Origin of the sequence: Arthrobacter sp. JSM 101049 (assembly GCF_041679245.1) — a bacterium.
Taxonomy (GTDB): domain Bacteria; phylum Actinomycetota; class Actinomycetes; order Actinomycetales; family Micrococcaceae; genus Arthrobacter_H.
Window position 1 is genome coordinate 112,320 of record NZ_JBGFFC010000006.1, and the last position, 23,211, is coordinate 135,530.

Here is a 23,211-nt window from a genome sequence, read left to right on the forward strand (position 1 = left end):
GGTGCACCAGCATGCGGGTGCACCGGGCTCGACGTCAGTGTGTGGGCACCCGGATCTTGAGGGCCAGCGGCAGGACGGTGACCGTCACGGCGCGGATCTCACCGGTGGTGTCCCCGTCGAGCTGGGATCCGATGTCCTCGTCGGCGACGATGCGAATCTTTCCGGCCTGGAAGTACTCGATGACCGGGATGGCACGGCGGTGGCGCAGCGCGGTCTTGGCAGCGATCCACGCCCAGCCGACCGCCGAGCGCGGGCTCATGACCACCAGGTCGAGCAGGCCGTCGTCGAGCTTGGCGTCGGGGACGAAGTCGAGACCGGCTTGCAGCTTCCCGGCATTGGCGAAGATCAACGAGCGGATCTTCCGGTCCATCGGCTCACCGTCGTCCAGGGTGATGGTCACCGGACGCCGCTTGCCCGGCAGGTGGCGCATCCCCGCCTCCGCGTATGCCAGGGGGCCCACCATTGCCTTGAGGTCGTCCCGGGTGTCGGCCATCATCTCGGCATCGGTGCCGACGCCGGCCATCACCAGGAAGACGTTGGTGTCGGAGCTGCCGTCGGCCCGTTCCAGCTCGATCTGCGCCGCGTCGATGGCCCGGGTGCGTCCCTGCAAGGCGGTGTGGACGCAGGACCCCAGGTCGTCCACGTTGAAGCCGAGGTTGCGCGCCAGCAGGTTGCCGGTGCCCAGGGGGATGATCCCCATGGATGCCCCGGTGCCGGCCAGCACCTCCCCGACGGCGCGGATCGTCCCGTCGCCGCCCGCCGCGACGACGACCTCGCACCCGGCCTCCAGCGCCTGGCGTGCCATCCCATAGCCCGGATCGTCGACAGTGGTCTCCAGGACCATGGGCTCATCCAACCCCGCCGACGCCCAGGCCAGCAGCAGGGCGGAGCGGGTCTCGTCGGCCGCCTGCTTGGAGGGGTTGATGACCAGGGCCGTCCTGGATGTGTTGGCCAACGCGTCGGAGACCAGCGGTGTCGAGGCGATGCCGCGGACCTTGACCCGCAGGCGCCCCACGGAGACGAGGCTCGCCGCGGCAATGAGCAGCGCGACGACAACGAGGATGAGGGAAAGGTATTCGAGGCCCATGGTGCTCATTACCCTAGCGGGGATTCGGTAACCTGTAGTGGTGATCGATGTTAAAGAGCTCGTAGAGAATCCGACGGCCTTCCGTGACTCCCAGCGTTTCCGCGGCGCCGACGAATCCGTGGTGGATCGGATCATCAGTGCCGATGCCACCCGCCGCACTGCGATCACCAGTTTCGAGAACCTGCGCGCCGAGCAGAACGCCTTCGGCAAGAAGGTCGCCGCCGCCCAGGGTGAGGAGAAGGCCGCCCTGCTGGCCGAGGTGAAGGAGCTTGCCGCGCGGGTGAAGGCCGAACAGGCCACCGCCGACGCCGCGCAGGAGGAACTGACGGCGCTGCAGCGCTCTGTGCCGAACCTCATCCAGGACGGCGCCCCCGCCGGCGGCGAGGAAGACTTCACCGTGGTCAAGACCGTCGGCACCCCCCGTGACTTCGCCGCCGAGGGCTTCGAGCCCCGCGACCACCTGGAACTGGGCGAGATGCTTGGCGCCATCGACATGGAACGCGGCGCGAAGGTCTCCGGATCGCGCTTCTACTTCCTCAAGGGTGTCGGGGCACGGCTGGAGATCGCCCTGCTGAACATGGCGCTGGACCAGGCGGTGTCCAACGGGTTCATTCCGATGATCACCCCGACCCTGGTCCGTCCCGAGACCATGCAGGGCACCGGGTTCGATGTCGAGCACGATGACGAGATCTACCGGCTCGAACGCGACAACCTGTACCTGACCGGCACCTCCGAGGTCGCCCTCGCCGGGTACCACGCCGACGAGATCCTCGACCTCTCCGTCGGGCCCACCCGGTATGCCGGCTGGTCCTCGTGCTACCGGCGCGAGGCCGGCTCCGCCGGCAAGGACACCCGCGGGATCATCCGGGTCCACCAGTTCAACAAGCTCGAGATGTTCGTGTACTGCTCGCCCGAGGACGCAGCCGCCGAGCACCAGCGGCTGCTGGCCTGGGAAGAGGAGATGCTGGCCAAGGTCGAGCTGCCCTACCGCGTCATCGACACCGCCGCCGGCGACCTGGGCATGAGCGCCGCCCGCAAGTTCGACTGCGAGGCCTGGGTCCCCACCCAGGACGCGTACCGGGAGCTGACCTCGACCTCGAACTGCACCACCTTCCAGGCCCGCCGCCTGAACATCCGCGAACGGACGGTCGGAGCCGATGGCAAGCCGGGCAGGACCCGGCCCGTCGCCACGCTGAACGGCACGCTGGCCACCACCCGGTGGATCGTGGCGATCCTGGAGCACCACCAGAACGCCGACGGTTCCGTGACCGTGCCCGAGGCCCTGCGCCCCTACCTGGGTGGCCTGGAGACCCTGCCGGTCCTCTGAGCCGCGCCGCAGCATCGGCCGTGCGTCCGCCCCCGGGGCGGGCGCACGGTTGGTTAACCGCGGGGCCATCGGCTCGTCGGCGGATGTTCACCGGTGGATGTGACCCCGTCGATGTCCAACGGAGCCGGTCGATGTTTGACTAGAGTCATGACCATGACAGTGAACACCGGCACCGAAGACCGGTTGATGACCACCAGCCAGAAGATGGTGTGCCTGGACGTTGACGGCACACTTGTGGACCACGACGGCCACATGTCCGACGCCGTCCGGGAGGCCGCCCGCGCCATCGTGGCGGCAGGGCACGAGGTGATCGTCTCCACCGGACGATCGCTGGGTGCCACCCTGCCCGTCGTCGAGCTCCTGGGCATCGACTCCGGATATGCGGTGTGCAGCAACGGCGGCGTGAGCGTACGCATCGACACCTCCCTGGAGGCCGGATACGAGGTGCTCGAGCGCAAGACCTTCGACCCGGCTCCGGCACTGCGGGCCCTGCGCGGGGCACTGCCCACCGCCAAGTACGCACTGGAGGACGACGAGGGCAGCTTCCTGTCCACCGAGCGCTTCCAGGACGCCAGCTTCGGCGTCGAGGCCCGTGCCGTGGCGTTCGAGCAGCTGATGGAGGCCACGGCGGTGCGCCTGGTCGTCTTCTCCACCGACTCCTCCTCCGAGGAGTTCGGCGAGGCCGTCCGGGCCATCGGACTGCACGGGGTCACCTACTCCGTCGGCTGGACCGCCTGGTTGGACATCGCCGCCGAGGGCATCACCAAGGCCAGTGCGATCGAGGAGCTGCGCGGCCAGCTCGGCTACGCGGCAGCGGATACCGTGGCCGTCGGCGACGGACGCAACGACATCGAGATGCTCGGCTGGGCCGGACGCGGCGTCGCCATGGGCCAGGCCCCGGACGAGGTCAAGGCCGCGGCCGACGAGGTCACCGCCTCCGTGGACGAGGACGGGCTGGCGCACGTGTTGCGCAGCCTGTTGTAGGGCCCCGGCGGCCCCACAACGTTGATTTCCGGGACCACGTCGAACCCTCCTCGCCTCAAGCCGGCCTGACCGGCACCACCACCGGATGGATGGCGTGGACCCGCGTGGACGGTGGCCGCGACCAGCCCGGAAGCACCCCGCGAACCGTGCTTGACGTTGACGCAACGTCAAGCCATACGCTGGGGCGACCGAGACGAAAGGGGCACCCCATGGACTGGCCGATCCAGCAGATCGCCGCGTTGGCGGGCACCACCAGCCGCACCCTGCGGCACTACGACAGCATCGGCCTGCTCCCACCCAGCCGCATCGCCTCCAACGGCTACCGCCATTACGACGCCGATGCCCTCCACCGCCTGCAACGCATCCTGCTCCTGCGCGAGCTCGGGTTGGGCCTGCCGGCCATCTCCGCCGTCCTGGACCGGCCCCTCGACACAGCCGATGCGCTGGGAACCCATGTGGAGTGGCTGAAGCAGGAGCGCCGGCGCCTGGACCGGCAGATCGCCTCGGTTGAACGCACTATCGACACCATCACCACAGGAGGAACCCTCATGCCCGAAGACATGCTGGACGGATTCGACCACACCGAGCACCGGGAGGAGGTCGAGCGCCGCTGGGGACGGGAGGCCTATGCCAGCGGTGATGCCTGGTGGAGTGGTCTCGACGCCGCGGCGAAGCAGGACTGGAAGGACCGTGTGGCCGCCCTGTCCGCGGACTGGTCCGGCGCAGCGGCCCGGGGCATCGACCCCGCATCCGCCGAGGCGCAGGAGCTGGCGCGCCGACACGTCGAGTGGCTGTCCTCGGTTCCGGGCACGCCGGCGAGCAGGCCCGGAGGGGATATGCGCGGCTACGTGACGGGGCTGGGCCAGATGTACGTCGACGACCCCCGCTTCGGGGCGAACTACGGTGGACCCACCGGCGCCGCGTTCGTCCGCGACGCCCTGGCCGTCTACGCCGACCGGGAGTTGTAGAGCCCGAGCAGGGGCGGCAGGTCGGCCATTTCGTCGAAGAGGGTGGCTCCGGCCTGCCGCAGGGCCTCCGCCCCGGCCAGCCCGCCGGCGAAGCCGAGCACCTCCATCCCCGCGGCCCGTGCCGCCAGGACCCCGTTGACGCTGTCCTCGATGACCACGCACCCGCTCGGGTCGACGCCCTCCCGGGCCGCCGCATGGAGGAAGACATCCGGCCAGGGCTTGCCCCGGTCGACAGCCTCGGCGGAGTGGATGCGCCCGACGAAGCGGTCCGACAGGCCCGTGGTCCCCAAGGTGAGTTCCATGCGGGCATGCGATCCCGAGGAGGCCACGCAGTATCGCAACCCGGCTGCCTCCACCGCATCCAGGACCGCAACGACGCCCGGGACCGGGGCCAGCTCGCGGGCGAAGGCCTCCCGGGTCTCGGCCGTGGACCGCTCGTCGAACTCCAGCGCCCGCGCCGGGCCCAACAGGTCCGTGAGCAGCGTGAAGGCATCGGCGGCGGAGCGGCCCATGAAGGTGGCGACGACGTCGGCCTGCGTGTGGGGGTGGCCCATTGCGGTCAGGGTTCGGGCCTCGATGGCCGTGGCGAGGCGCTCTGTGTCGACCAGCACGCCGTCGCAGTCGAAGATGACCAGGCCGGGCCGGCTGGCCGTGGCTTGCGCCGGTTCCGGGCTCATCCTCGGGGGTCGTACGGGTAGGTGGCGGCCGGCAACTCGGACGGTCCGGCCACGAGTGCGAGCAGCCGGGACACCGCCGGGCGGCACGCCCATTCCTCGTTCCAGTTCGAGCGGACCACGGCCTTGGAGACGGCCTGCGTGGTGATGCCCAGTTCGGCGGCAATCGCCTTCTGCTGGCCGCGCACCCCGGGGATCATCAGGTCCAGAACGGACCATTCCGCCTCGGTGCGGGTCACCACGATCTGGCCCACCAGCCGGGCCACGGCCTCCGCCTCGGCGGCAAGGGCGGCGTCCGGACCGGAAATGGCCAACGGGACGCGCTCGCCGGTCTTCTGCGCCCGGTCCACGGCGCGGCGCGCATGGACCAGACCAAAGCCCTCCGCCTGCGTGATGGACTCCGGGAAAGGCGTCTGGACCGGACCCACCCCGATGCCGACATGCCAGCGGCGCCCTCGCAGCGCGATCATCGCCGCCTCGACGGCGTGGCCGGCATCGTCGGCCACCCCGATGGCCTCGTCGCCGAAGGACCGCTGGAAGGGACGCAGCAGGGGGACCGTTTCCAGGTCCCGGACCAGGTCATCGACGCGGTCGCCGACCTCACGCGAGTCGCGCTGGTTGATGGTGAGGACGAACATGGGACCAGTCTGCCCGATGATCAACCGTTTTCGGTTGATCCCGGGGCCGTGCCGCCAGGGCAGGGGGCCGTGTCCCGGTCCGCCGCCGTCGGGTCCGACGCGGCCGGCGGGGACAGGTCGACCACGGTCCACCGCAGGAAGAACTGGGTCGACGGGCCGATCAGCAGTGCATACGCGACGGTGCCCAGGCCGACGGTGCCCAGGCCGACGGTGCCGCCCAGCAGCCAGCCGATCGCCAGGACCGTCACCTCGATGCCGGTGCGGATCACCCGCAGGCTCCAGCCGGTGCGCAGGTGCAGCCCGGTCATCAGCCCGTCGCGCGGGCCGGCGCCGAATTGGCTGCCGATGTACAGCGCCCCGCCGAGGCCGTTGACGACCAGGGCGGCGGCGATCACGGCAATCTGCAGCGCCAGCCCGTGGATCTCCGGGAGCAGCCAGAGGGTCAGGTCCGCGGAGACGCCGATCCAAATGGTGTTGGCGATGGTGCCCAGGCCGGGCCATTGGCGCAACGGGATCCAGGCCAACAGCACCAGCAGCCCGACGACGATGATGATCGTGCCCAGGCTCAGCGGGATGTGCCGGGACAGACCCAGGTGCAGCACGTCCCAGGGCGCCACCCCGAGCCCCGCGCGGACGAAGGCGCCCATGGCCACCCCGAAGAAGGTGAGCCCGACGAACAGGCGCAGCAACCGCGACGGCAGCCGTCCCGCCCGCAACTGCCCCAGCGGTGTCAGCGCTAGCAGGGCCGGACGCGGGCTGGAGGACGGGCTGGCGGGCATGGTGGTGTGGCTGCTACTCGACGTCGCGGCCCTGGGGCTCGTCTTCCTCGGATGCCTCGCCGGCCTTCGTGAACCGCTCGATCGAGCGGACCAGCTCGGCCTCGGCGGCCGCGCGGCCCTCCCAGCCCTCGTTCTTGACCCACTTGCCCGGTTCCAGGTCCTTGTAGCGGGTGAAGAAGTGCTCGATCTCCTTGACCAGCCACTCGTCGAGGTCCTCGAGCTCGCGGATGTGGTCGAAACGCTTGTCGGCCGGGACGCAGACGAGCTTGGCGTCGCCGCCGCCGTCGTCGGTCATGTTGAACACCGCGATCGGCCGGGACTCGACGAGCACGCCGGGGATCAGCTCCACGCCGGGCAGGTAGACCAGTGCGTCCAGCGGATCGCCGTCCTCGCCGAGGGTGTCCTCGAAGTAGCCGTAGTTCGTCGGGTACTGCATCGAGGTGAACAGCACGCGGTCCAGCCGCAGGCGGTGCGTCTCGTGGTCGATCTCGTACTTGACGCGCGAGCCCGTGGGGATCTCGATGGTGACGTCATGGTTCATGAAGGGTCCTCGACTTTCGTGCTGCGGCGCGGGCGCGACACGGAAACCGGGCGTGCGCCGTCTAGGCTTAAGGCTGCTGGCCCCAAGACTATATGGCGGCGCCGGGCAACCACTACTCGAGGAAGATACCGATGAAACGCGCGATGCGGACGTTCACGTCCCTGCTGCTGGTCGTCGTCGTGGGCACCCTGCTCGGCGTGCTGGTGCTCAACCTGGCCCCGGCCTTCCTGGACCGCCCGGCCACCGCCGACCCCGCCCCGATGCCCACCGCGGCCCCGGAGGTGGCCCCGGCCAGCGCCACCGCCCTCGAGCCGCTGGGCACCGGCGGCGCACTGCCCCGGGCCGCGGTCCTGCAGCAGAAGCTCGACAAGGCCTTCACCACGGACGCCGACGGCTCCTACACGGGCCAGGTCATCGACCTGGCGACCGGCGAGGTGCTCTACAACCGCCATGGGGACCAGGCCAGCGCCCCGGCGTCGAACCTGAAGATCCTCACCGCGGTGGCGGCCCTGCAGCAGCTGGGCGGGGAGCAGACCCTGCCCACGACGGCGATGCTCGGCTCGGACGACACGGTGGTGCTCGTCGGCGGGGGAGACGTGCTGCTCGGCGCCGGCGCCTCGGAACCCGATGCCACGGTCAGCCGCGCCGGCCTGGCGACCCTGGCCGAGCAGACCGCCGCAGCCCTTTTCGCCTCCGGGAACTTCGACCCCGGAACCGGTACCGAACTGCAGGTCGTGCTCGACGACACCCTGTTCACCGGCGCGGACCTGAACCCCGTGTGGGACGAGTCCCTGATGAGCACCTCCAACATCACCGCCGTCCAGCCGCTGGCCATGTACGGTGCGCGCAAGGACAGCCACCCGCAGAGCGTGCGGGTGCCGGATCCGGCGATGGCGGCAGCCACCACGTTCCGCACGGCCCTGGCCGCTGCCGTCGCCGCCGAGCAGCGCGAGGCCGACGCCGCGGGCCCGGCCGGTGCCGCGGCCGATGGCTCCCCGGACGCGGCCTCCGGAACGGCCTCGGGCCCCGCCGATGCGGCGGTGCCCCGGCTCTCCATCAACGACGACGTCATCCGGGGCGAGGCCGGTGCCGGAGCCGAGACCCTGGCCGTGGTCCACTCTGCCCCGGTCGTCGACCAGCTGGCCTTCATGGGCGCGGAATCGGACAACTACGTCGCCGAGGCGATGGGCCGCCTGGCCGCCCTCGCCGCCGGACGCCCGGCCACGTTCGGCGGGGCGACGGACACCCTCCGGGCCACCGCATCGGGCCTCGGGGTCGACGTGGAGGGCATGTCGCTGGCCGACGCCTCCGGCCTGTCCGACCGCAACCGCCTCAGCCCGCGCCAGCTCACTGCCGTCATCCGCGCCGCGGCGACCTCCCCGAACCCCGACCTGCGCGACGTGTCCTACCTGCTGCCGATTTCCGGAGCCACTGGGACCTTGGAACACCGCCTGACCTCGGCAGCCACCCGGGGGGAGATCCGGGCCAAGACCGGCACGCTGACCGGCATCGCCACTCTGGGCGGGACGGCGGTCACCGCGGATGGACGGGTCCTGGCCTTCGCGTTCTTCGGGCACGGGTTCGACGGCTCCCTGGAGCCGGCCCGGGCCGGCTTGGACCGGGCCGCGGCCGTTCTGGCGGGGTGCGGCTGCAGCGCCTAGGGCCCCGCGCGTGATGTGATGGGACGCATGCAGACCCCCGCCACGAACACGCAGCTCATCAACTGGGACGTCGCCGGCGGCACCGCCGCGCGCCTGGTCGGCCCCGGCCCGAAGCTCACCGCCGGGCAGATCGGCGTGGTCGTCGAGGACCTGCGCGCCAAGGCCGACGCCTCCGTGGAGCACGTGCACCGCATCACCGGGCTCGAGGCCGCGCGCGACCTGCGCGATTCCACCGTCCTGGTCGTCGACCGCGGCACCTGGGCCCGCGCCAACGTGCAGAGCTTCCAGGCGCTGCTCGCCCCCGCGATTCAGAAGCTGGTCGCCGCCCAGTCCGGCAAGATGTCCCCGGCCGCGGTGGCCGTCGGCGGCGGGGCGGCCGGCGTCGAGCTCGGCGGCATCCTGGCCTTCCTCTCCTCCAAGGTCCTGGGCCAATACGACCCGTTCGCCGGGCTCGGCGAGGGCCCCTCCGGCGGCCGGCTGCTCATCGTCGCCCCCAACATCGTGGAGATCGAACGCGAACTGCACGTCGATCCCGCCGACTTCCGCCTCTGGGTCTGCCTGCACGAGCAGACCCACCGCGTCCAGTTCGCCGCCGCCCCGTGGCTGCGCGGGCACCTGCAGGAGACGATCGCGCAGATGACCGGAGGCCTGCTGGACGCCGAAGGCGGCCTGGCCGAACGGCTGAAGTCCGCGGCGCAGGGCGCCATGTCGGCCATCGGCCGCGGTCGCCGGGACCAGGGCACGACGCCGGAACCCGGCTCGGGCGCCCCCTCCTCCACCGGGCTGCTCTCGGTGCTGCAGGATCCCGAGGGGCAGGCCCTGCTCAGCCACCTGACCGCCGTCATGTCGCTGCTGGAGGGGCACGCGAACGTGGTGATGGACGCCGTCGACGCCTCGATCGTGCCGACCGTGAAGACCATCCGCCAGCGTTTCAACGCCCGCGGCGGCAACCGCGGGCCCGTCGAGACCTGGATCCGCAGGTTCCTGGGCCTGGAGGCGAAGATGCGCCAGTACCGCGACGGGCAGCGCTTCGTGGACGCCGTGGTCCGCGCGATCGGCATGGACGGGTTCAACGCCGTGTGGGAACGGGTGGAGAACCTTCCCACCGAACACGAGATCCACCACCCGCGCGAGTGGATCGACCGCGTGGCCGGCCAGCCGGCGTCGTAGCGGTGGGCGGCCACCTGCCCCCGGTGCTCGCCCAGGCGCGGCGGGCCGTGCTGGACGCCGTCGGCGGCCCCGCGGGCGTCGGCGACCCGCCCCGCGTCCTGGTCGCCTGCAGCGGCGGGGCCGATTCGCTGGCGCTGGCCGCCGCGACCGCCTTCCTGGACCGTACGGGGAAGCTGCGTGCCGGGGCCGTCGTCGTGGACCACGGCCTCCAGCCGGGCAGCGCGGCGGTGGCCTCCACCGCCGCGTCCCAGCTGCGCGGCCTCGGCCTGGACCCCGTCCTGGTCCGCGGTGTCCGCCCCTCCGGGACGTCCGAGGCCGCCGCCCGCACGGCCCGCTACGCCGCCTTCGAGGCCGCGCTCGCCGAGACCGGGGCCGCCGCCCTCCTGCTCGGGCACACGCTGGACGACCAGGCCGAACAGGTGCTCCTGGGCCTGGCCCGCGGGTCCGGCACCCGGACGCTGGCCGGCATGCCCGCCTCCCGCGGTCCCTACCGGCGGCCGCTGTTGGGCCTGCGCCGGGTGGACACCGAGGCGATCTGCGCCCACGAGGGGCTTCAGTACTGGACCGACCCCACGAATGCCGATACCTCCCTGTTGCGCAACCGCATCCGGCGCGAGCTGCTCCCGGCCCTCGACGACGTGCTCGGTCCCGGCCTGGCCGAAGCGCTCGCCCGCACCGCGACGCTGGCCCGGCGGGACGCCGACTTCCTCGACGACGCGGCCGACGCCGCCCTGGCCCGGGTCCTACTCTCCGGCAACCAGTCAGTCCCGGTGCTGCTGGACCTGGCGGGACTGCGCGGCCTCGAGGAGGCCCTGCTCTCCCGGGTGCTGCGCACCGCCGTCGTGCACTGTGGTGCACCCGCCCCGGACTTCGAGCGGACCGCGGCCCTCACCCGGCTGGTCCACGGCGGGAAATCGGCTGGACCGATCCAGCTCGACGGACCTGCGCACGCCACCCGGCACCGGGCCGGGAGCCACCCGGCGACGCACCGCGCGGTGATCGCGATCGACGGTCCCGGTTCTGCGGTCGCGGCCTCTCTATGGCAATCTTGAACCCTCAGGCGCACTCCCTCTGAGCCGCTGCGCAGGCACAACCGAGCACAGGAGCCATTCGTGGATTCGAACGACGTCACCGCCGACCTGGCACACGTTCTGTACACCAAGGAAGAAATCCAGGAGAAGATCAACGAGCTGGCCGCCCGGATCGACGCGGACTACGCCGGCCGGGACATCCTCGTCGTCGGGGTGCTCAAGGGCGCGGTCATGGTCATGGCCGACCTGGTGCGGGCGCTGCACTCCCACGTCTCGATGGACTGGATGGCCGTCTCCTCCTACGGTTCCGGCACGCAGTCCTCCGGTGTGGTGCGCATCCTCAAGGACCTGGACACGGACCTGCTGGGCAAGCACGTGCTGATCGTCGAGGACATCATCGACTCCGGCCTGACGCTGTCCTGGCTCACCGCCAACCTCATCTCCCGCGGCCCGGCCTCGGTGGAGATCTGCACGCTGCTGCGCAAGCCCGAGGCCGCCAAGGTCGAAATCGACGTGAAGTACGTCGGCATGGAGATCCCCAACGAATTCGTGGTCGGCTACGGCCTCGACTTCGACGAGAAGTACCGCAACCTCGACTTCATCGGCACCCTGGCCCCCCACGTCTACGAGTAGGCACGACGACGGCCGGTCCTTACGCCGTCAGGGGAACTTCCCGGCGCGCTCGAGCGTGTAGGGGGACGAGAGTGTACTGATGGAAGTACTCATGAAACACCCGGGCGCGCCGTCGTCCGCGACCAGGAGGGACGGGGGTCGGGCCCCCAACGCATGAACGTCAAGAAGATCTTCAACAGCTGGGCCGTGTGGGTCCTGATCGGTGTCGCGGCACTGCTCCTCTTCCTGCCGACTCTCACCGCCGGGAACACCGGGCGGGTCGACACCAGCGTGGGCCTGGAACTACTCAAGGACCACAAGGCCTCCGAGGCCAAGATCTACGACGGCGACCAGCGCGTGGACCTGTCGCTGAAGCAGGACTTCACCCAGGATGGTGAGAACCTGGGCAAGAAGGTCTCCTTCTACTACTCCACCGCCCGCGCCGACGACGTGGTGCACTCCATCGCCGATGCCCAGCTCGACGGCTTCACCGACCAGCCCGTGGAGAACAACTGGTTCGTGAGCATGCTCGGGTTCATCATCCCGTTCCTGCTCATCGCCCTGCTCTTCTGGTTCCTGCTCTCCCGGGCCCAGGGCGGCGGATCCAAGGTCATGCAGTTCGGCAAGTCCAAGGCCAAGCTCATCACCAAGGACATGCCGCAGGTGACTTTCGTCGACGTCGCCGGCGCCGAGGAAGCCGTCGAGGAACTGCACGAAATCAAGGAGTTCCTTTCCGAACCGGCCAAGTTCCAGGCCGTGGGCGCCAAGATCCCCAAGGGCGTGCTGCTCTACGGCCCTCCGGGCACCGGCAAGACCCTGTTGGCCAAGGCCGTCGCCGGCGAGGCGGGCGTGCCGTTCTACTCGATCTCCGGCTCGGACTTCGTCGAGATGTTCGTCGGTGTCGGCGCCTCCCGCGTGCGCGACCTCTTCGAGCAGGCCAAGGCCAACTCCCCGGCCATCATCTTCGTCGACGAGATCGACGCCGTCGGCCGGCACCGCGGGGCCGGCGTGGGCGGCGGCAACGACGAGCGCGAGCAGACCCTGAACCAGCTGCTGGTGGAAATGGACGGCTTCGACGCCCACACCAACGTCATCCTCATCGCCGCCACCAACCGGCCCGACGTGCTGGACCCGGCCCTTCTGCGCCCGGGCCGCTTCGACCGGCAGATCCCGGTGGAGGCCCCGGACCTGGTCGGCCGCGAGCAGATCCTCACCGTGCACGCCAAGGGCAAGCCGATGGCGGAGAACGTCGACCTGAAGGCCGTGGCGAAGAAGACCCCCGGCTACACCGGTGCCGACCTGGCCAACGTGCTCAACGAGGCAGCCCTGCTCACGGCACGCTCCAACGCCCAGCTCATCGACGACCGCGCCCTCGACGAGGCCATCGACCGCGTCATGGCCGGCCCGCAGAAGCGCTCGCGGCTGATGAAGGAGCACGAACGCAAGATCACCGCCTACCACGAGGGCGGACACGCCCTGGTGGCCGCAGCGATGCGCCAGACCGCACCGGTCACGAAGGTCACCATCCTGCCGCGTGGCCGCGCCCTGGGCTACACCATGGTCGTGCCCGAGGACGACAAGTACTCGGTCACCCGCAACGAGCTGCTGGACCAGATGGCCTACGCCATGGGCGGGCGCGTCGCCGAGGAGATCATCTTCCACGACCCCTCCACCGGCGCCTCGAACGACATCGAGAAGGCCACCGGGACCGCGCGGAAGATGGTTACCCAGTACGGCATGAGCGAGCGCGTCGGCGCCGTGAAGCTCGGCAACGTCGGCGGGGAGCCCTTCATGGGCCGCGAGGGCGGTGCCGAACGCGACTACTCCGACGCCATGGCCGGAGTCATCGACGAGGAGGTCCGCTCGCTGATCGACGAGGCCCACGACGAGGCCTACGCCGTGCTCACCGAGAACCGCCACGTGCTCGACCGCCTGGCCCTGGCCCTGCTGGAAAAGGAGACGCTGAACCAGAAGGAGCTCGCGGCCGTCTTCCACGACATCGTCAAGCGCCCCGAGCGCGACGTCTGGCTCTCCAAATCCAGCCGCCCGGTCCACCCCGAGGGACCGGTCCTGTCGCCGCTGGAACGCCGGCAGGCCGCCGAGGCCGCTGCCGGCAACCCCGCGGACGAGGACCGCGAAGGGCACTCGGACGTGGTCGTCGACCCCGGCTCCGGACCCGACCTGCCCGGCGGGACCCCCGGTCCCGATGCCGGGGGGGACGGTGGACTGGGCCCGGGCAGCGACGGCGGGACCACCCCCGGCCAGCCGGGCCAGGGAGGCCCCGGACACCTTGGCTGACCCGGCGCACGCTAGGATCGGAACTGTGAGCACCTTAGATGAACAGGACATCGTCGTGTCCGAAACCCCCGGCACGGTGGACCAGGAACGCATCGCCCGCGCGGTGCGGGAGATCCTCGTGGCCATCGGCGAGGACCCCGACCGCGACGGCCTGGTGGACACCCCGAAGCGGGTGGCCAAGGCCTACAGCGAGTTCTTCGCGGGCCTGCACGAGGACCCCGCCGAGCTGCTCTCGACCACGTTCGACATCGACCACGACGAGCTGGTGCTGGTCAAGGACATCCCCTTCTACTCGACGTGCGAGCACCACCTGGTCCCGTTCCACGGCGCCGCCCACATCGGGTACATCCCCGGCTGGGACGGAAAGGTCACCGGACTGAGCAAGCTGGCCCGGCTCGTGGAGCTCTACGCCCGGCGCCCCCAGGTCCAGGAACGCCTGACCACCCAGATCGTCATGGCCCTCATGGAGCACCTGCAACCACGCGGGGCCATCGTCGTCATCGAATGCGAACACCTGTGCATGTCCATGCGGGGCGTGCGGAAACCCGGAGCCAAGACCGTCACCAGCGCCGTGCGCGGCCAGCTGCGTGAACCGGCCACGCGCTCGGAGGCCATGAGCCTCATTCTCGGAAAGTAGGTCACCATGTCCCTCGGAGCAGTCCCCGGAACCGGACCCGCCACCTCCCCCCTGCCCGTCATCCGCCCGGTCAAGACCCCCAAGACCGTCGCCGATCTGCCCACCGACCGCACGCTGGTCATGGGCATCCTGAACGTCACCCAGGACTCCTTCAGCGACGGCGGCAAGTACCTCAAGGCCGACGACGCCATCCAGCACGGGCTGCGGATGTTCTACGCCGGGGCCGACATCATCGACGTCGGCGGCGAATCCACCCGGCCCGGCGCCGACTACGTCGACCCCGCCGAGGAACGCGACCGGATCGTCCCGGTCGTCGCCGCGCTGGTCAAGGCCGGGGCAATCGTCTCCGTCGACACCATGCACACCTCCACCGCCCGGGCCGCACTGGAGGCGGGGGCGCACATCGTCAACGACGTCTCCGGGCTGACCCACGAGGCAGACATGCCGGCACTGGTGGCCGAACTCAAGGTCCCCTACGTGCTGATGCACCGCCGCGGCGACCAGAAGACCATGACCACCGAGGCCACCTACGACGACGTCGTCGCCGAGGTCGTCGCCGAGCTGACCGGCCTGCGCGACACCTTCACCGCCGCCGGCGTGGAACCGGAGCAGATCATCATCGACCCGGGCCTGGGGTTCGCCAAGGACCCGGAACACAACTGGGCCCTGCTGCGGGCCATCCCCGAGCTGAAGGCCTTGGGCCACAAGGTCCTCATCGGCACCTCCCGCAAGCGTTTCCTCGGCTCCCTGCTCATGGACGGCGGCAAGCCCGCGGCACCGGCCGAGCGCGACGTGGCCACCGCCGCGACCAGCGCACTGGCCGCCACCGCCGGGGCATGGTGCGTGCGCGTGCACGACGTCGAGGGCACCGTCGACGCGCTGAAGGTCGCCCGGGCCTGGCAGGACCCGGCGTCCGCCGCCCGCCTGGGGGACTGACCCATGCCCGGCCACCAGCCCCCGGCCCACCACGGCCCCCGGGACCGGATCGCCCTGAACGGGATCACGGCCACCGGACACCACGGGGTGTTCGAGCACGAGAAGCGCAATGGCCAGCCCTTCGTCGTCGACGTCGTGCTCTACACCGACCTCCGCCCCGCCGAGGCCTCCGACGACGTGGCCGACACCGCGCACTACGGGGTGCTCGCCGAACGCGTCACGGATGTGATCGCCTCCGGCCCCTACAACCTCATCGAGACGCTGGCCGGGAAGCTGGCGGAGATGGTGCTGGCCGAATTCGCCGTGGACGCCGTGGACATCACCGTGCACAAGCCCCAGGCCCCCATCGAGGTCCCCTTCGGCGACGTCAGCATCCAGATCCACCGGGAACGCCCATGAGCACCGCGGTCCACGCCGTCATCGCCCTGGGCAGCAACCTCGGCGAACGCTCCACGACGCTCACCGACGCGGTCGACGAACTCACCGCCCACCCCGCAGTCCGCCTGCGCGGCGTCTCCGCCATCGCGCAGACCCGGCCCGTGGGCGGACCCGCCGGGCAACCCGACTTCCTCAACCTGGTGATGGAGGTCGAGACCACGCTCGCCCCGTTGGAGCTGCTGCGACACTGCCAGCACGTCGAGCAGGCCCACCACCGCGTCCGCGAGGTCCGCTGGGGCCCGCGCACCCTGGACGTTGACATCATCACCTACGGCGAGCTCGCCTCCGACGACGAGGTCCTCACCCTGCCCCATCCCCGGGCCGCCGAGCGGGCTTTCGTCCTGCAACCGTGGGCCTGGATGGACCCCGACGCCACCCTCGGCGGACGGAAAGTGGCCGAACTGGCCGCCGCCGCGGCCGACCGGGACGGCCTGGCCCCGTATCCCCGCCCCGAGGACGGCTGAGAGGCCATGAGCACGATCCGCCCCCTGTGGCTGCTGCTGATCTGCCTGGGCTCGGCCCTGGCCGGATGGGTCGCGCAGGTGGCGCTGACCGGCAACGGCTACACCTCCCCGGTCCTGCAATGGCCCTCCCTGGTCACGATGACCGCCGGCATGGCGATCACCTTCGGCTTCGGGTGGCGGGTGCGCCGCTACAAGCAGGGCAAGCTCAAGCGCCGCCTCGACCCCCTCCAGGCGGCCCGCACCCTGGTCCTGGCGCAGGCGACCGCCTACGCGGGGTCGCTGATCGCCGGCTGGCACGCCGGCATCCTGCTGGACCTGCTGCGCGGAGCCGGGTTGGGCAACCAGGTCGTGATCTCATCCCTGGTGATGATTGTCGTCTCGCTGGTCATGGTTATTGTGGGATGGGTCGTGGAGCAGTTCTGCAAGCTGCCGCCCGACGATCCATCCGCCCCGGGAGCCGGGGGCCGGGACCGAAAGGGAGACGAGGGGTATGCCGCAGGAACCAATTGACCCGGAGGGGCTGCAGTTCCAACGGGTTTCCCCGGCGTACTCCAAGGTCCGGCTGGTCGGCTGGGCCATCTCGGCGCTGATCACCTGGGCCGTGCTGGCCGTCCCGCTGGTCCTGATGCTCACCGGCGTCTGGCCCGGGTACCCGGCGTGGCTGGCCTGGGGGCTGCTCGCCCTCGCCGTCGTGGCCGACCTGGCCCGCATGGCGGTCATCCCGCGGCAGGTCCGGGCGATCGGCTACGCCGAACGCGACGACGACCTGCTCATCCGCACCGGACTCATGTTCCAGAAGGTCCTGGTCGTGCCCTACGGGCGCATGCAGTACGTCGACGTCGCCGTCGGGCCCGTCGACCGGGCGCTGGGCCTGTGCAAGGTCCAGCTCCACACCGCCTCCACCACGGCCAAGGCGGAGATCCCCGGGCTGCCGGCCGCCGAGGGCAGCCGCCTGCGCGAACGCCTCTCGGCCCGCGGCGAGGCGAGGCTGGCCGGACTGTGACCGGGACACCGACCGAGCCGGCAGGCCCGCAGGAGGCCGGGTCGGATGCGGCGCCCTGGCACCGCGTGCACCCGGTATCGCCGCTGGTGCGCGGCTGGATCGCCGTGCTGGCCATCCTCTACTTCTTCGGGCAGAACTCACTGGAGAACCTCTTCAACGGTGCCGACCGCTCGGGCGACGACGGCAGCGGCTGGTCCTTCAACCCCGGCCTGCTGTGGCTGGTCGTCGGCGGCGTGGGGATCCTGCTGCTGATCGTCGGGGCGTTCTTCCTGTCCTGGTACTTCACCAAGTACCAGGTCACCGGCCAGCACGTGAACGTCAACTCGGGCATCGTCTTCCGCCAGCAACGCCAGGCCCGCATCGACCGCGTCCAGGCCATCGACATCGTCCAACCGCTGCTGGCCCGCATCTTCGGGCTCGCCGAGCTCAAATTCGAGGTCGCCGACGCCGGATCCACCGCCATGCGCCTGGCCTTCATCAAGATCGACCACGCCCGGGAGCTGCGCACCGAGATCCTCTCCCGCGCCGCCGGCCTCAAGCAGGACCGCGCCGCGGGCACCGCCGGTGCGCGCCCCGCCGTCGTACCGGACCCGGCTACTGCCTCGGGGCCAGGGGCCGGGGAGACGGGGAACGCGGAGGCGGGGACCGGGTTCGACGGCGGTGCAACCCCCGCACCGGATGCCGGGGCACCTGCCGCCGCCTCAGCCCCCGCCGAGAATGGGCCGTGGCCGGCCGGGGAGTCCGAACGGGTGGTCGTCGTTGTCCCGCCTCGGCGCATGGTCGCGGCCACGCTGCTCTCGCCGTGGGTGGGGTTCACGCTGCTGGCGGTCATCGGCGGCCTGGTCGCCACCGTCGCCACGGACGGCGAGTTCAGCGTGCTCTACATGATCCCGTTCCTCATCGGCGTCGTGCCCGCGCTCTGGGGCCAGTTCAACCAGGGCTACAACTTCCGCGCGGCCCTAGGCGCCGACGGCCTGCGCTTGAGCTACGGACTGCTCGACACCCGCCACCAGACCGTCCCGCCCGGCCGCGTCCAGGCGGTCATGGTCACCCAGGGGATCATCTGGCGGCGCTTCGGCTGGCACAAGGTCGTCGTCAACGTCGCCGGATACGGCGGCCAAGGCGAGGACGCGGCCCTGCGCTCGACTGTGTTGCCCGTCGGGACGCGGCAGGACGTGCTCAACGTGCTGGGCATCGTGCTGCCCGACCCCGGCACCACCCGCCCGGCCGAACTCGTCGAGGCCGGGGTCGCCGGCACCGGCGATGCCGAGGGCTTCACCTCCTCTCCGCGCAGCGCCCGCTGGCTCTCGCCGTTCGAGCACCGCCGGCAGGGCTTCGCCGTCACCGACACGGCCTTGTTCTCCCGGGCCGGGGTGCTCATCCACTCGCTGGTCGTTGTCCCCCACGAGCGCATCCAAGGCATCATCCTCACCCAGGGACCACTGGACCGCCGGCTCGGGCTGTCCGGGATCCAGCTGTGCACCACGGACGGCCCGATCTCCCCACGGGTGAAACAGATGGGGTTGGACACCGGACGCCGATTGTTCATGAGCCAGGCCGAACGGGCCGCCACCGCCCGGCGGCTGAACGACCGCGACCACTGGCTGGAAGGGGAACACCGTGGCTAAGCCCGGACGATTGGGGGTCGGGGTCATCGGTGCCGGCAAGGTCGGCGCGGTCCTCGGGGCCGCGCTGCGGGCCGCCGAGCACGCGGTGGTCGGGGTCCATGCCGTCTCCGAATCCTCCCGCGAACGGGCCGATGCACTGTTGCCCGGCGTGCCCGTGCTGGACATCCCCGAGATCGTCCGGCGCTCCGAACTGGTGTTGCTGGCCGTCCCCGACGACGCGCTCGCCCCGCTGGTGCAGGGCCTGGCCGATGCCGGGCACTGGCAACCCGGCCAGCTCGTGGTGCATACCGCCGGCCGCTACGGCACCGGCATCCTCGCCCCCGCCCAGGCCGCCGGCGCCATCCCGCTGGCCATCCACCCGGCCATGAGCTTCACCGGGATGAGCCTGGACCTGGACCGGCTGCAGGAATGCATGTTCGGGGTCACCGCAGCGTCGATGGTCCTGCCGATCGCCCAGGCGCTCGTGGTGGAGATGGGCGCCGAATCCACCGTCATCGAGGAGTCCGACCGCGGCACCTACCACGCCGCCCTGGCCCATGCCTCCAACCACCTGGTCACCATCGCCGGCCAGGCCGCCGAACTGCTGCGCCGCGTCGGGGTCGAATACCCCGAACGCGTCCTGGGCCCGCTGATGCGCGGTTCGCTGGAGAATGCGCTGGCCTCCGGCGAGGGGGCCCTGACCGGCCCGGTGGCCCGCGGGGACACCGGGACGATCGACGTGCACCGCGCCGCCCTGGCCGGCGACGGGATTCCGGCCGACATCCGCGCCGCCTACCTGGCCATTGGCCGGGCGACGGCCCAACGCGCCCTGGACCGTGGGCTGCTCTCGGAGGCCCAGGCCGCGGCCATCCTCGACGCCCTGGCCTGACCGTTCCCGGGCGTGTCGGGATAGACTCGTCGCGTGAACAGCGCACCCTCCCCGCACGACGGCGGTACCCCCCTGGCGCCCACGCGGCCCCTGCTGGCCCGCACGGTCGCCGAACTGCGCACCCTGTCGGCCCGGCTGCTGGAAGAAGGCGCCGTGGGCGGCACGCCTCGCCGGCTGGCCCTGGTCCCCACGATGGGTGCCCTGCACGAGGGCCATGGGCACCTGGTCCGGGCGGCCCGAGCCGCGAACGACGTCGTCGTCGTCTCCGTGTTCGTCAACCCCCTGCAGTTCGATGACCCCGCCGACTACGACCGCTACCCACGCACCCTGGACGCCGACCTCGAGCTCCTGGACGATGCGGGGGCTGACATCGTGTTCGCGCCGGAGGAGTCGGAGGTCTATCCCGACGGCCCGCCGCTGGTCCGGCTCTCCAGCGGAAAACTGGGGGAGAAGTTCGAGGGTGCCTCGCGTCCGGGCCACTTCGACGGGATGCTGGCCGTCGTCGCCCAGTTGCTCCACCATGCAGGTCCGCCGCCGCTGGCCCCGGTCCCGGTGGAGTACAGCGCCTATTTCGGCCAGAAGGACGCCCAGCAACTGGCCATCGTCCGCCGCATGGTCGCCGACCTGGCCTACCCGGTGCGGATCCACGCCGTGCCGATCGTGCGTTCCCCCGAGGGCCTGGCGCTGTCGAGCCGCAACCGGTTCCTCAGCCCCGAACAAGCCGAAGCGGCACTGGTGCTCAGCCGCGCCCTGTTCCTGCTGCGCGACCGCGCCCAGGCACACGAGCCGCTGATGGTCGACGATGCCGAAGCGCTCATCGCGAGCCAGCCGCTGGTGGACCTGGACTACCTGGAGGTCGTGGATCCCGACACGCTGGAGCCGCTGGCCTTCAACTGCCGGGAGACCCCTTTCACCGGTACGGCCCTGGTGCTGGTGGCAGCCCGCGTCGGCAATGTCCGGTTGATCGACAACATGCCGCTCGGCGACTCCTGACCCCGTGCTGGCCCGCCGCTGCTGCCCAAGCGGCCGGGATCAGGAGTCGGCCAGGATCCGGGCCAGCATGGTCCGCCCGTGCTCCTCGAAGGCCGCATCGCCCATCCCCTGCGACCAGACGATCGTCCCCACCGCTTGCATCAGCGCATCGAGCCGGCGGCCCGCATCGTCCGCAGAGCCGCTGTCGGGCGTCGGCCCCGGCCCGTAGCCGTCCATGAACGCAGCCCGCAGGCCAGGTCGGGTGGCGAAGTCGCCATGCTGCATCCGGACCAGGTCCGAATACCAGGGACGCAGTTCCGCCCGGCCGAAGTCGATCACCGCCAGCCGGCCATCCGGGCGGACAAGCCAGTTCCGCGGCTGGTAGTCACCGTGCGTCGGCACCAGTTCCACCGGCGAGGGGCGGAACGCCTCCAACCAGTCTGCGGCCGCCCGCAGCTGCGCGGCCGGCGCCAGTCCGCCCGCCCGTCCCAGCCAGGCGTGCGTCTTGCGCGCCATCGACTCCTCGTAGTGGGGAGCCCGAATCGGGGCGAGACCACGGTGCAGCCGGCCCAGCAAGGTGCCCGCCTGCTGGAACACCGCCGGGTCGTGCTCCGCCGGCGAACCGAGGACGAGCCGCCCGGGCAGGAACGTCTTGACCAGGAGCCCGGCTGCCCGGTCGTAGGCGACGAGGACCGGTACGTCGCCCGCCAGGGAAGCGAGCCACCGGGTATGCGCCCGGTACTCGCGCTCCAGGTGGTGCGATGTCGCGCTGGCCTTGAGCAGCAGGTGCGCCTCCCCGGCATGGAACTCCAGCACGGTGATGCCGAAGGGCCAACTGTGGTCCGCCGCAATGCTGGCGTCGGGATAGAGCTCCCCGAGGCGTGCTCGCTGTTGCGGGGAGAGCGAGGGGTGCTCCCACGCCGAGGGCATGCCAGTCAGTTCCAGCGGTCCACGGCCGCACGCAGATGGCCGCGGAACCCGGCAAGGTCGGCGATGATGTCGGCGGCCGACTCGTGGCTGGCACTTCCCGCCGCCGATTGACCGGCATAGACCGGGGCCGTGGAGACGTCGCCGTTGCGGCGGGCTGCGTCCACGGTCGCCGTGATCGAGGCGTCGCCGGCAACTGCGGCGGACAGCCGGTCCTCATCCGAGGCCCACTGGTCACTGAACGCGTTGCGCAGCGCCCGTCCACCGAATTCGGCCGGCCACGGGATGCCCTGGGCGATGTCGAAGGCACGGGTGAAGACTGTGTCGTCCAGCCCGGCTTCTGCAATGGCGCGCTTGACGTGGTCGTGGCTCAGCGACTCGTCGGATGCCGCGAACCGGGTTCCGACCCAGGCCGCCTGCGCCCCGGCGGCCAGGGCAGCGGCGACCCCGGTGGGTCCGGAGATCCCGCCGGCGGCGACGACCGGTTTGCCGGTGGCGGCCAGGGCAAGTTGCAGCAGGGGGAGTGTCGCGACGTCGTTGCGCCCGTGGCCTCCCCCCTCGCCACCGCGGCAGATGATGACGTCGATGTCAGGCTGCAGCGCACGTTCGAGGTCGGCGGCATTGCCCACCTGCATTGCGCAGAGCGCCCCGGCATCACGAATCAGCTCCGCCGCCGGCCCCGGGTCGCCGAAGCTGACGGACACCAGGTCGGGGCGTTCCCGCAGGAGGAGCCGCAGCGGTTCGAGGGATTCCTCCAGGACCCAGGCCATGAGGCCGGCACCCCAAGCACGCCCCGGAGCCCTCGCCAGCCCGGACTGCTCCGAGATCCAGTCGGGGGACGCCGAGGAGCCGATGCCCAACATGCCCAGGCCGCCCGACGCGCTCACCGCTGCTGCCAGCGAGCCACCCGCTGCACCAGCCATCGGTGCGTTGATGACGGGTTCGGTCAGTTCCAGGCGGGCCGGGAGGTCGAAGTGGCCCTGCTGCTGGGCGAAAGTTGAGTGTGTGGAATTGTCGCGGTTTGGCATGCTTCCAGTCTAAGGAGGGAAGCTGTGATGCAAGCCTCAGTCGCGAGACCAGGCGATTCCATCATCGACGGCCTCCTGAGGGGCCGGGAATCCGCGGAATCGCGGGGTTTCCGCAGGGAGGCATCTCCGATTTGGTGAGGGGTCCGATTCCGTGTAAAGTTTTCTGAGTCGCCGGGACGAGGACAGCGGAAACGCTGAAGATCGAGAAGCGGCCACCCCCTACAAATTCAGTCCAAACGGACCGGATCGTTCTGCGCTCCGAATCCTGATGGAATGGATGCGTAGCGTACGGCAAAAACATGGAAAACCGTGGATTTGCACGGACGACACGCGGTAGGGTAAGTTATACAAGTTGCTCCAGAGCGAAGCGGCCGGCCGGATGGCGGGTTGTGGAAGTTGGAAGCGTCTGTTGATTGAGAACTCAATAGTGTGCCATGTTTGTTGACACCGATTTTTTATGAATTGGTGAATGGTTTTTGGTGGGTGCACCCCCGTGTGCCTGCTGAGGACAGTTTGCCGGGATTCTTGTAACTTGGTGCA

General features: G+C 70.6%; 24 protein-coding genes. 17 read left to right on the top strand and 7 right to left on the bottom strand.

The genetic code is table 11. The features are described 5' to 3' along the window. Positions 1–34: 34 nt before the first annotated feature. The gene (locus AB8M85_RS15025) at positions 35–1,096 is read right to left on the bottom strand and encodes a diacylglycerol kinase family protein (protein ID WP_372699636.1); all 1,062 of its coding nucleotides are present in this window, start codon (positions 1,094–1,096) and stop codon (positions 35–37) included. Positions 1,097–1,127: 31 nt separating this feature from the next. Between AB8M85_RS15025 and serS the strand changes: the two genes are divergently transcribed. The 3 genes from serS (at position 1,128) to AB8M85_RS15040 (ending at position 4,366) form a co-directional block, all read left to right on the top strand. Next, complete coding sequence (gene serS / locus AB8M85_RS15030) at positions 1,128–2,414, top strand: serine--tRNA ligase (protein ID WP_372699637.1); 1,287 nt, start codon at positions 1,128–1,130, stop codon at positions 2,412–2,414. A 153-nt stretch (positions 2,415–2,567) separates the two neighbouring features. Next, entirely contained in the window at positions 2,568–3,398 is an 831-nt protein-coding gene (locus AB8M85_RS15035) for an HAD family hydrolase (RefSeq protein ID WP_372699638.1), read from the top strand. Positions 3,399–3,607: 209 nt separating this feature from the next. Continuing rightward, positions 3,608–4,366 (top strand): MerR family transcriptional regulator, encoded by a 759-nt coding sequence (locus tag AB8M85_RS15040; RefSeq protein WP_372699639.1) that lies wholly within the window; start codon positions 3,608–3,610, stop codon positions 4,364–4,366. Here the strand turns inward: AB8M85_RS15040 and AB8M85_RS15045 are convergent. The 4 genes from AB8M85_RS15045 to AB8M85_RS15060 are packed head-to-tail and all read right to left on the bottom strand — an operon-like array spanning position 4,345 to position 6,998. Next, positions 4,345–5,043, bottom strand: coding sequence for an HAD family hydrolase (locus AB8M85_RS15045; RefSeq protein ID WP_372699640.1), 699 nt, complete (start codon positions 5,041–5,043; stop codon positions 4,345–4,347). The two genes, AB8M85_RS15040 and AB8M85_RS15045, sit on opposite strands and share 22 nt — an antisense overlap. Continuing rightward, positions 5,040–5,678, bottom strand: coding sequence for a hypothetical protein (locus tag AB8M85_RS15050; protein ID WP_372699641.1), 639 nt, complete (start codon positions 5,676–5,678; stop codon positions 5,040–5,042). The genes AB8M85_RS15045 and AB8M85_RS15050 overlap by 4 nt, the downstream gene beginning before the upstream one ends. A gap of 20 nt (positions 5,679–5,698) precedes the next feature. Next, entirely contained in the window at positions 5,699–6,457 is a 759-nt protein-coding gene (locus tag AB8M85_RS15055) for a YitT family protein (protein ID WP_372699642.1), read from the bottom strand. A gap of 13 nt (positions 6,458–6,470) precedes the next feature. Further along, positions 6,471–6,998 (bottom strand): inorganic diphosphatase, encoded by a 528-nt coding sequence (locus tag AB8M85_RS15060; protein ID WP_372699643.1) that lies wholly within the window; start codon positions 6,996–6,998, stop codon positions 6,471–6,473. Positions 6,999–7,129: 131 nt separating this feature from the next. Here AB8M85_RS15060 and dacB point away from each other — a divergent pair, with 131 nt between their 5' ends. From dacB to panC, 14 genes are all read left to right on the top strand, one after another. Beyond that, positions 7,130–8,659: a D-alanyl-D-alanine carboxypeptidase/D-alanyl-D-alanine-endopeptidase gene (gene dacB / locus AB8M85_RS15065; RefSeq protein WP_372699644.1), complete on the top strand. Its 1,530-nt coding sequence runs from the start codon at positions 7,130–7,132 to the stop codon at positions 8,657–8,659. Between the two features lie 18 nt (positions 8,660–8,677). Then, positions 8,678–9,829, top strand: coding sequence for a zinc-dependent metalloprotease (locus AB8M85_RS15070; RefSeq protein WP_372699645.1), 1,152 nt, complete (start codon positions 8,678–8,680; stop codon positions 9,827–9,829). Positions 9,830–9,831: 2 nt separating this feature from the next. Next, positions 9,832–10,881, top strand: a complete 1,050-nt coding sequence (tilS, locus tag AB8M85_RS15075) for a tRNA lysidine(34) synthetase TilS (RefSeq protein ID WP_372699646.1) — start codon at positions 9,832–9,834, stop codon at positions 10,879–10,881. 60 nt (positions 10,882–10,941) lie between these two features. Beyond that, entirely contained in the window at positions 10,942–11,493 is a 552-nt protein-coding gene (hpt, locus tag AB8M85_RS15080) for a hypoxanthine phosphoribosyltransferase (protein WP_372699647.1), read from the top strand. A 153-nt stretch (positions 11,494–11,646) separates the two neighbouring features. Continuing rightward, the gene (gene ftsH, locus AB8M85_RS15085) at positions 11,647–13,770 is read left to right on the top strand and encodes an ATP-dependent zinc metalloprotease FtsH (RefSeq protein ID WP_372699648.1); all 2,124 of its coding nucleotides are present in this window, start codon (positions 11,647–11,649) and stop codon (positions 13,768–13,770) included. Between the two features lie 25 nt (positions 13,771–13,795). Further along, the gene (gene folE, locus AB8M85_RS15090) at positions 13,796–14,407 is read left to right on the top strand and encodes a GTP cyclohydrolase I FolE (protein ID WP_372699649.1); all 612 of its coding nucleotides are present in this window, start codon (positions 13,796–13,798) and stop codon (positions 14,405–14,407) included. A 6-nt stretch (positions 14,408–14,413) separates the two neighbouring features. Continuing rightward, the gene (gene folP / locus AB8M85_RS15095) at positions 14,414–15,343 is read left to right on the top strand and encodes a dihydropteroate synthase (protein WP_372699650.1); all 930 of its coding nucleotides are present in this window, start codon (positions 14,414–14,416) and stop codon (positions 15,341–15,343) included. A gap of 3 nt (positions 15,344–15,346) precedes the next feature. Continuing rightward, positions 15,347–15,742, top strand: coding sequence for a dihydroneopterin aldolase (gene folB, locus AB8M85_RS15100; protein ID WP_372699651.1), 396 nt, complete (start codon positions 15,347–15,349; stop codon positions 15,740–15,742). Beyond that, positions 15,739–16,245 (top strand): 2-amino-4-hydroxy-6-hydroxymethyldihydropteridine diphosphokinase, encoded by a 507-nt coding sequence (folK, locus tag AB8M85_RS15105; protein WP_372699652.1) that lies wholly within the window; start codon positions 15,739–15,741, stop codon positions 16,243–16,245. Before folB ends, folK begins: the two co-directional genes overlap by 4 nt. A 6-nt stretch (positions 16,246–16,251) precedes the next feature. Beyond that, positions 16,252–16,755: a DUF3180 domain-containing protein gene (locus AB8M85_RS15110; protein ID WP_372699653.1), complete on the top strand. Its 504-nt coding sequence runs from the start codon at positions 16,252–16,254 to the stop codon at positions 16,753–16,755. Further along, positions 16,736–17,248 carry a PH domain-containing protein gene (locus tag AB8M85_RS15115; RefSeq protein WP_372699654.1) on the top strand — a complete coding sequence of 171 codons (513 nt, stop codon included), beginning with the start codon at positions 16,736–16,738 and terminating at the stop codon, positions 17,246–17,248. The genes AB8M85_RS15110 and AB8M85_RS15115 overlap by 20 nt, the downstream gene beginning before the upstream one ends. After that, positions 17,245–18,876, top strand: a complete 1,632-nt coding sequence (locus AB8M85_RS15120; RefSeq protein ID WP_372699655.1) for a PH domain-containing protein — start codon at positions 17,245–17,247, stop codon at positions 18,874–18,876. The genes AB8M85_RS15115 and AB8M85_RS15120 overlap by 4 nt, the downstream gene beginning before the upstream one ends. Then, the gene (locus tag AB8M85_RS15125) at positions 18,869–19,744 is read left to right on the top strand and encodes a Rossmann-like and DUF2520 domain-containing protein (RefSeq protein ID WP_372699656.1); all 876 of its coding nucleotides are present in this window, start codon (positions 18,869–18,871) and stop codon (positions 19,742–19,744) included. The genes AB8M85_RS15120 and AB8M85_RS15125 overlap by 8 nt, the downstream gene beginning before the upstream one ends. Positions 19,745–19,777: 33 nt before the next feature. Further along, positions 19,778–20,737, top strand: a complete 960-nt coding sequence (gene panC, locus AB8M85_RS15130) for a pantoate--beta-alanine ligase (RefSeq protein WP_372699657.1) — start codon at positions 19,778–19,780, stop codon at positions 20,735–20,737. Between the two features lie 39 nt (positions 20,738–20,776). On the opposite strand, the gene AB8M85_RS15135 is transcribed toward panC, so the two are convergent. Further along, on the bottom strand, positions 20,777–21,646 hold the full coding sequence (locus AB8M85_RS15135) for an aminoglycoside phosphotransferase family protein (RefSeq protein ID WP_372699658.1): 870 nt from the start codon (positions 21,644–21,646) through the stop codon (positions 20,777–20,779). A gap of 5 nt (positions 21,647–21,651) precedes the next feature. Further along, positions 21,652–22,671 (bottom strand): NAD(P)H-dependent flavin oxidoreductase, encoded by a 1,020-nt coding sequence (locus AB8M85_RS15140; protein WP_372699659.1) that lies wholly within the window; start codon positions 22,669–22,671, stop codon positions 21,652–21,654. Between the last annotated feature and the right edge of the window lie 540 nt (positions 22,672–23,211).

Coding starts and splice junctions, on each gene's coding strand:
- AB8M85_RS15135 (WP_372699658.1), bottom strand. CDS start 21,646: ATGCCCTCGGCGTGGGAGCACCCCTCGCTCTCCCCGCAACAGCGAGCA.
- AB8M85_RS15110 (WP_372699653.1), top strand. CDS start 16,252: ATGAGCACGATCCGCCCCCTGTGGCTGCTGCTGATCTGCCTGGGCTCG.
- AB8M85_RS15115 (WP_372699654.1), top strand. CDS start 16,736: ATGCCGCAGGAACCAATTGACCCGGAGGGGCTGCAGTTCCAACGGGTT.
- folB (WP_372699651.1), top strand. CDS start 15,347: ATGCCCGGCCACCAGCCCCCGGCCCACCACGGCCCCCGGGACCGGATC.
- AB8M85_RS15045 (WP_372699640.1), bottom strand. CDS start 5,043: ATGAGCCCGGAACCGGCGCAAGCCACGGCCAGCCGGCCCGGCCTGGTC.
- AB8M85_RS15060 (WP_372699643.1), bottom strand. CDS start 6,998: ATGAACCATGACGTCACCATCGAGATCCCCACGGGCTCGCGCGTCAAG.
- AB8M85_RS15050 (WP_372699641.1), bottom strand. CDS start 5,678: ATGTTCGTCCTCACCATCAACCAGCGCGACTCGCGTGAGGTCGGCGAC.
- AB8M85_RS15140 (WP_372699659.1), bottom strand. CDS start 22,671: ATGCCAAACCGCGACAATTCCACACACTCAACTTTCGCCCAGCAGCAG.
- folK (WP_372699652.1), top strand. CDS start 15,739: ATGAGCACCGCGGTCCACGCCGTCATCGCCCTGGGCAGCAACCTCGGC.
- AB8M85_RS15025 (WP_372699636.1), bottom strand. CDS start 1,096: ATGAGCACCATGGGCCTCGAATACCTTTCCCTCATCCTCGTTGTCGTC.
- ftsH (WP_372699648.1), top strand. CDS start 11,647: ATGAACGTCAAGAAGATCTTCAACAGCTGGGCCGTGTGGGTCCTGATC.
- AB8M85_RS15035 (WP_372699638.1), top strand. CDS start 2,568: ATGACAGTGAACACCGGCACCGAAGACCGGTTGATGACCACCAGCCAG.
- AB8M85_RS15070 (WP_372699645.1), top strand. CDS start 8,678: ATGGGACGCATGCAGACCCCCGCCACGAACACGCAGCTCATCAACTGG.
- folP (WP_372699650.1), top strand. CDS start 14,414: ATGTCCCTCGGAGCAGTCCCCGGAACCGGACCCGCCACCTCCCCCCTG.
- dacB (WP_372699644.1), top strand. CDS start 7,130: ATGAAACGCGCGATGCGGACGTTCACGTCCCTGCTGCTGGTCGTCGTC.
- AB8M85_RS15040 (WP_372699639.1), top strand. CDS start 3,608: ATGGACTGGCCGATCCAGCAGATCGCCGCGTTGGCGGGCACCACCAGC.
- AB8M85_RS15055 (WP_372699642.1), bottom strand. CDS start 6,457: ATGCCCGCCAGCCCGTCCTCCAGCCCGCGTCCGGCCCTGCTAGCGCTG.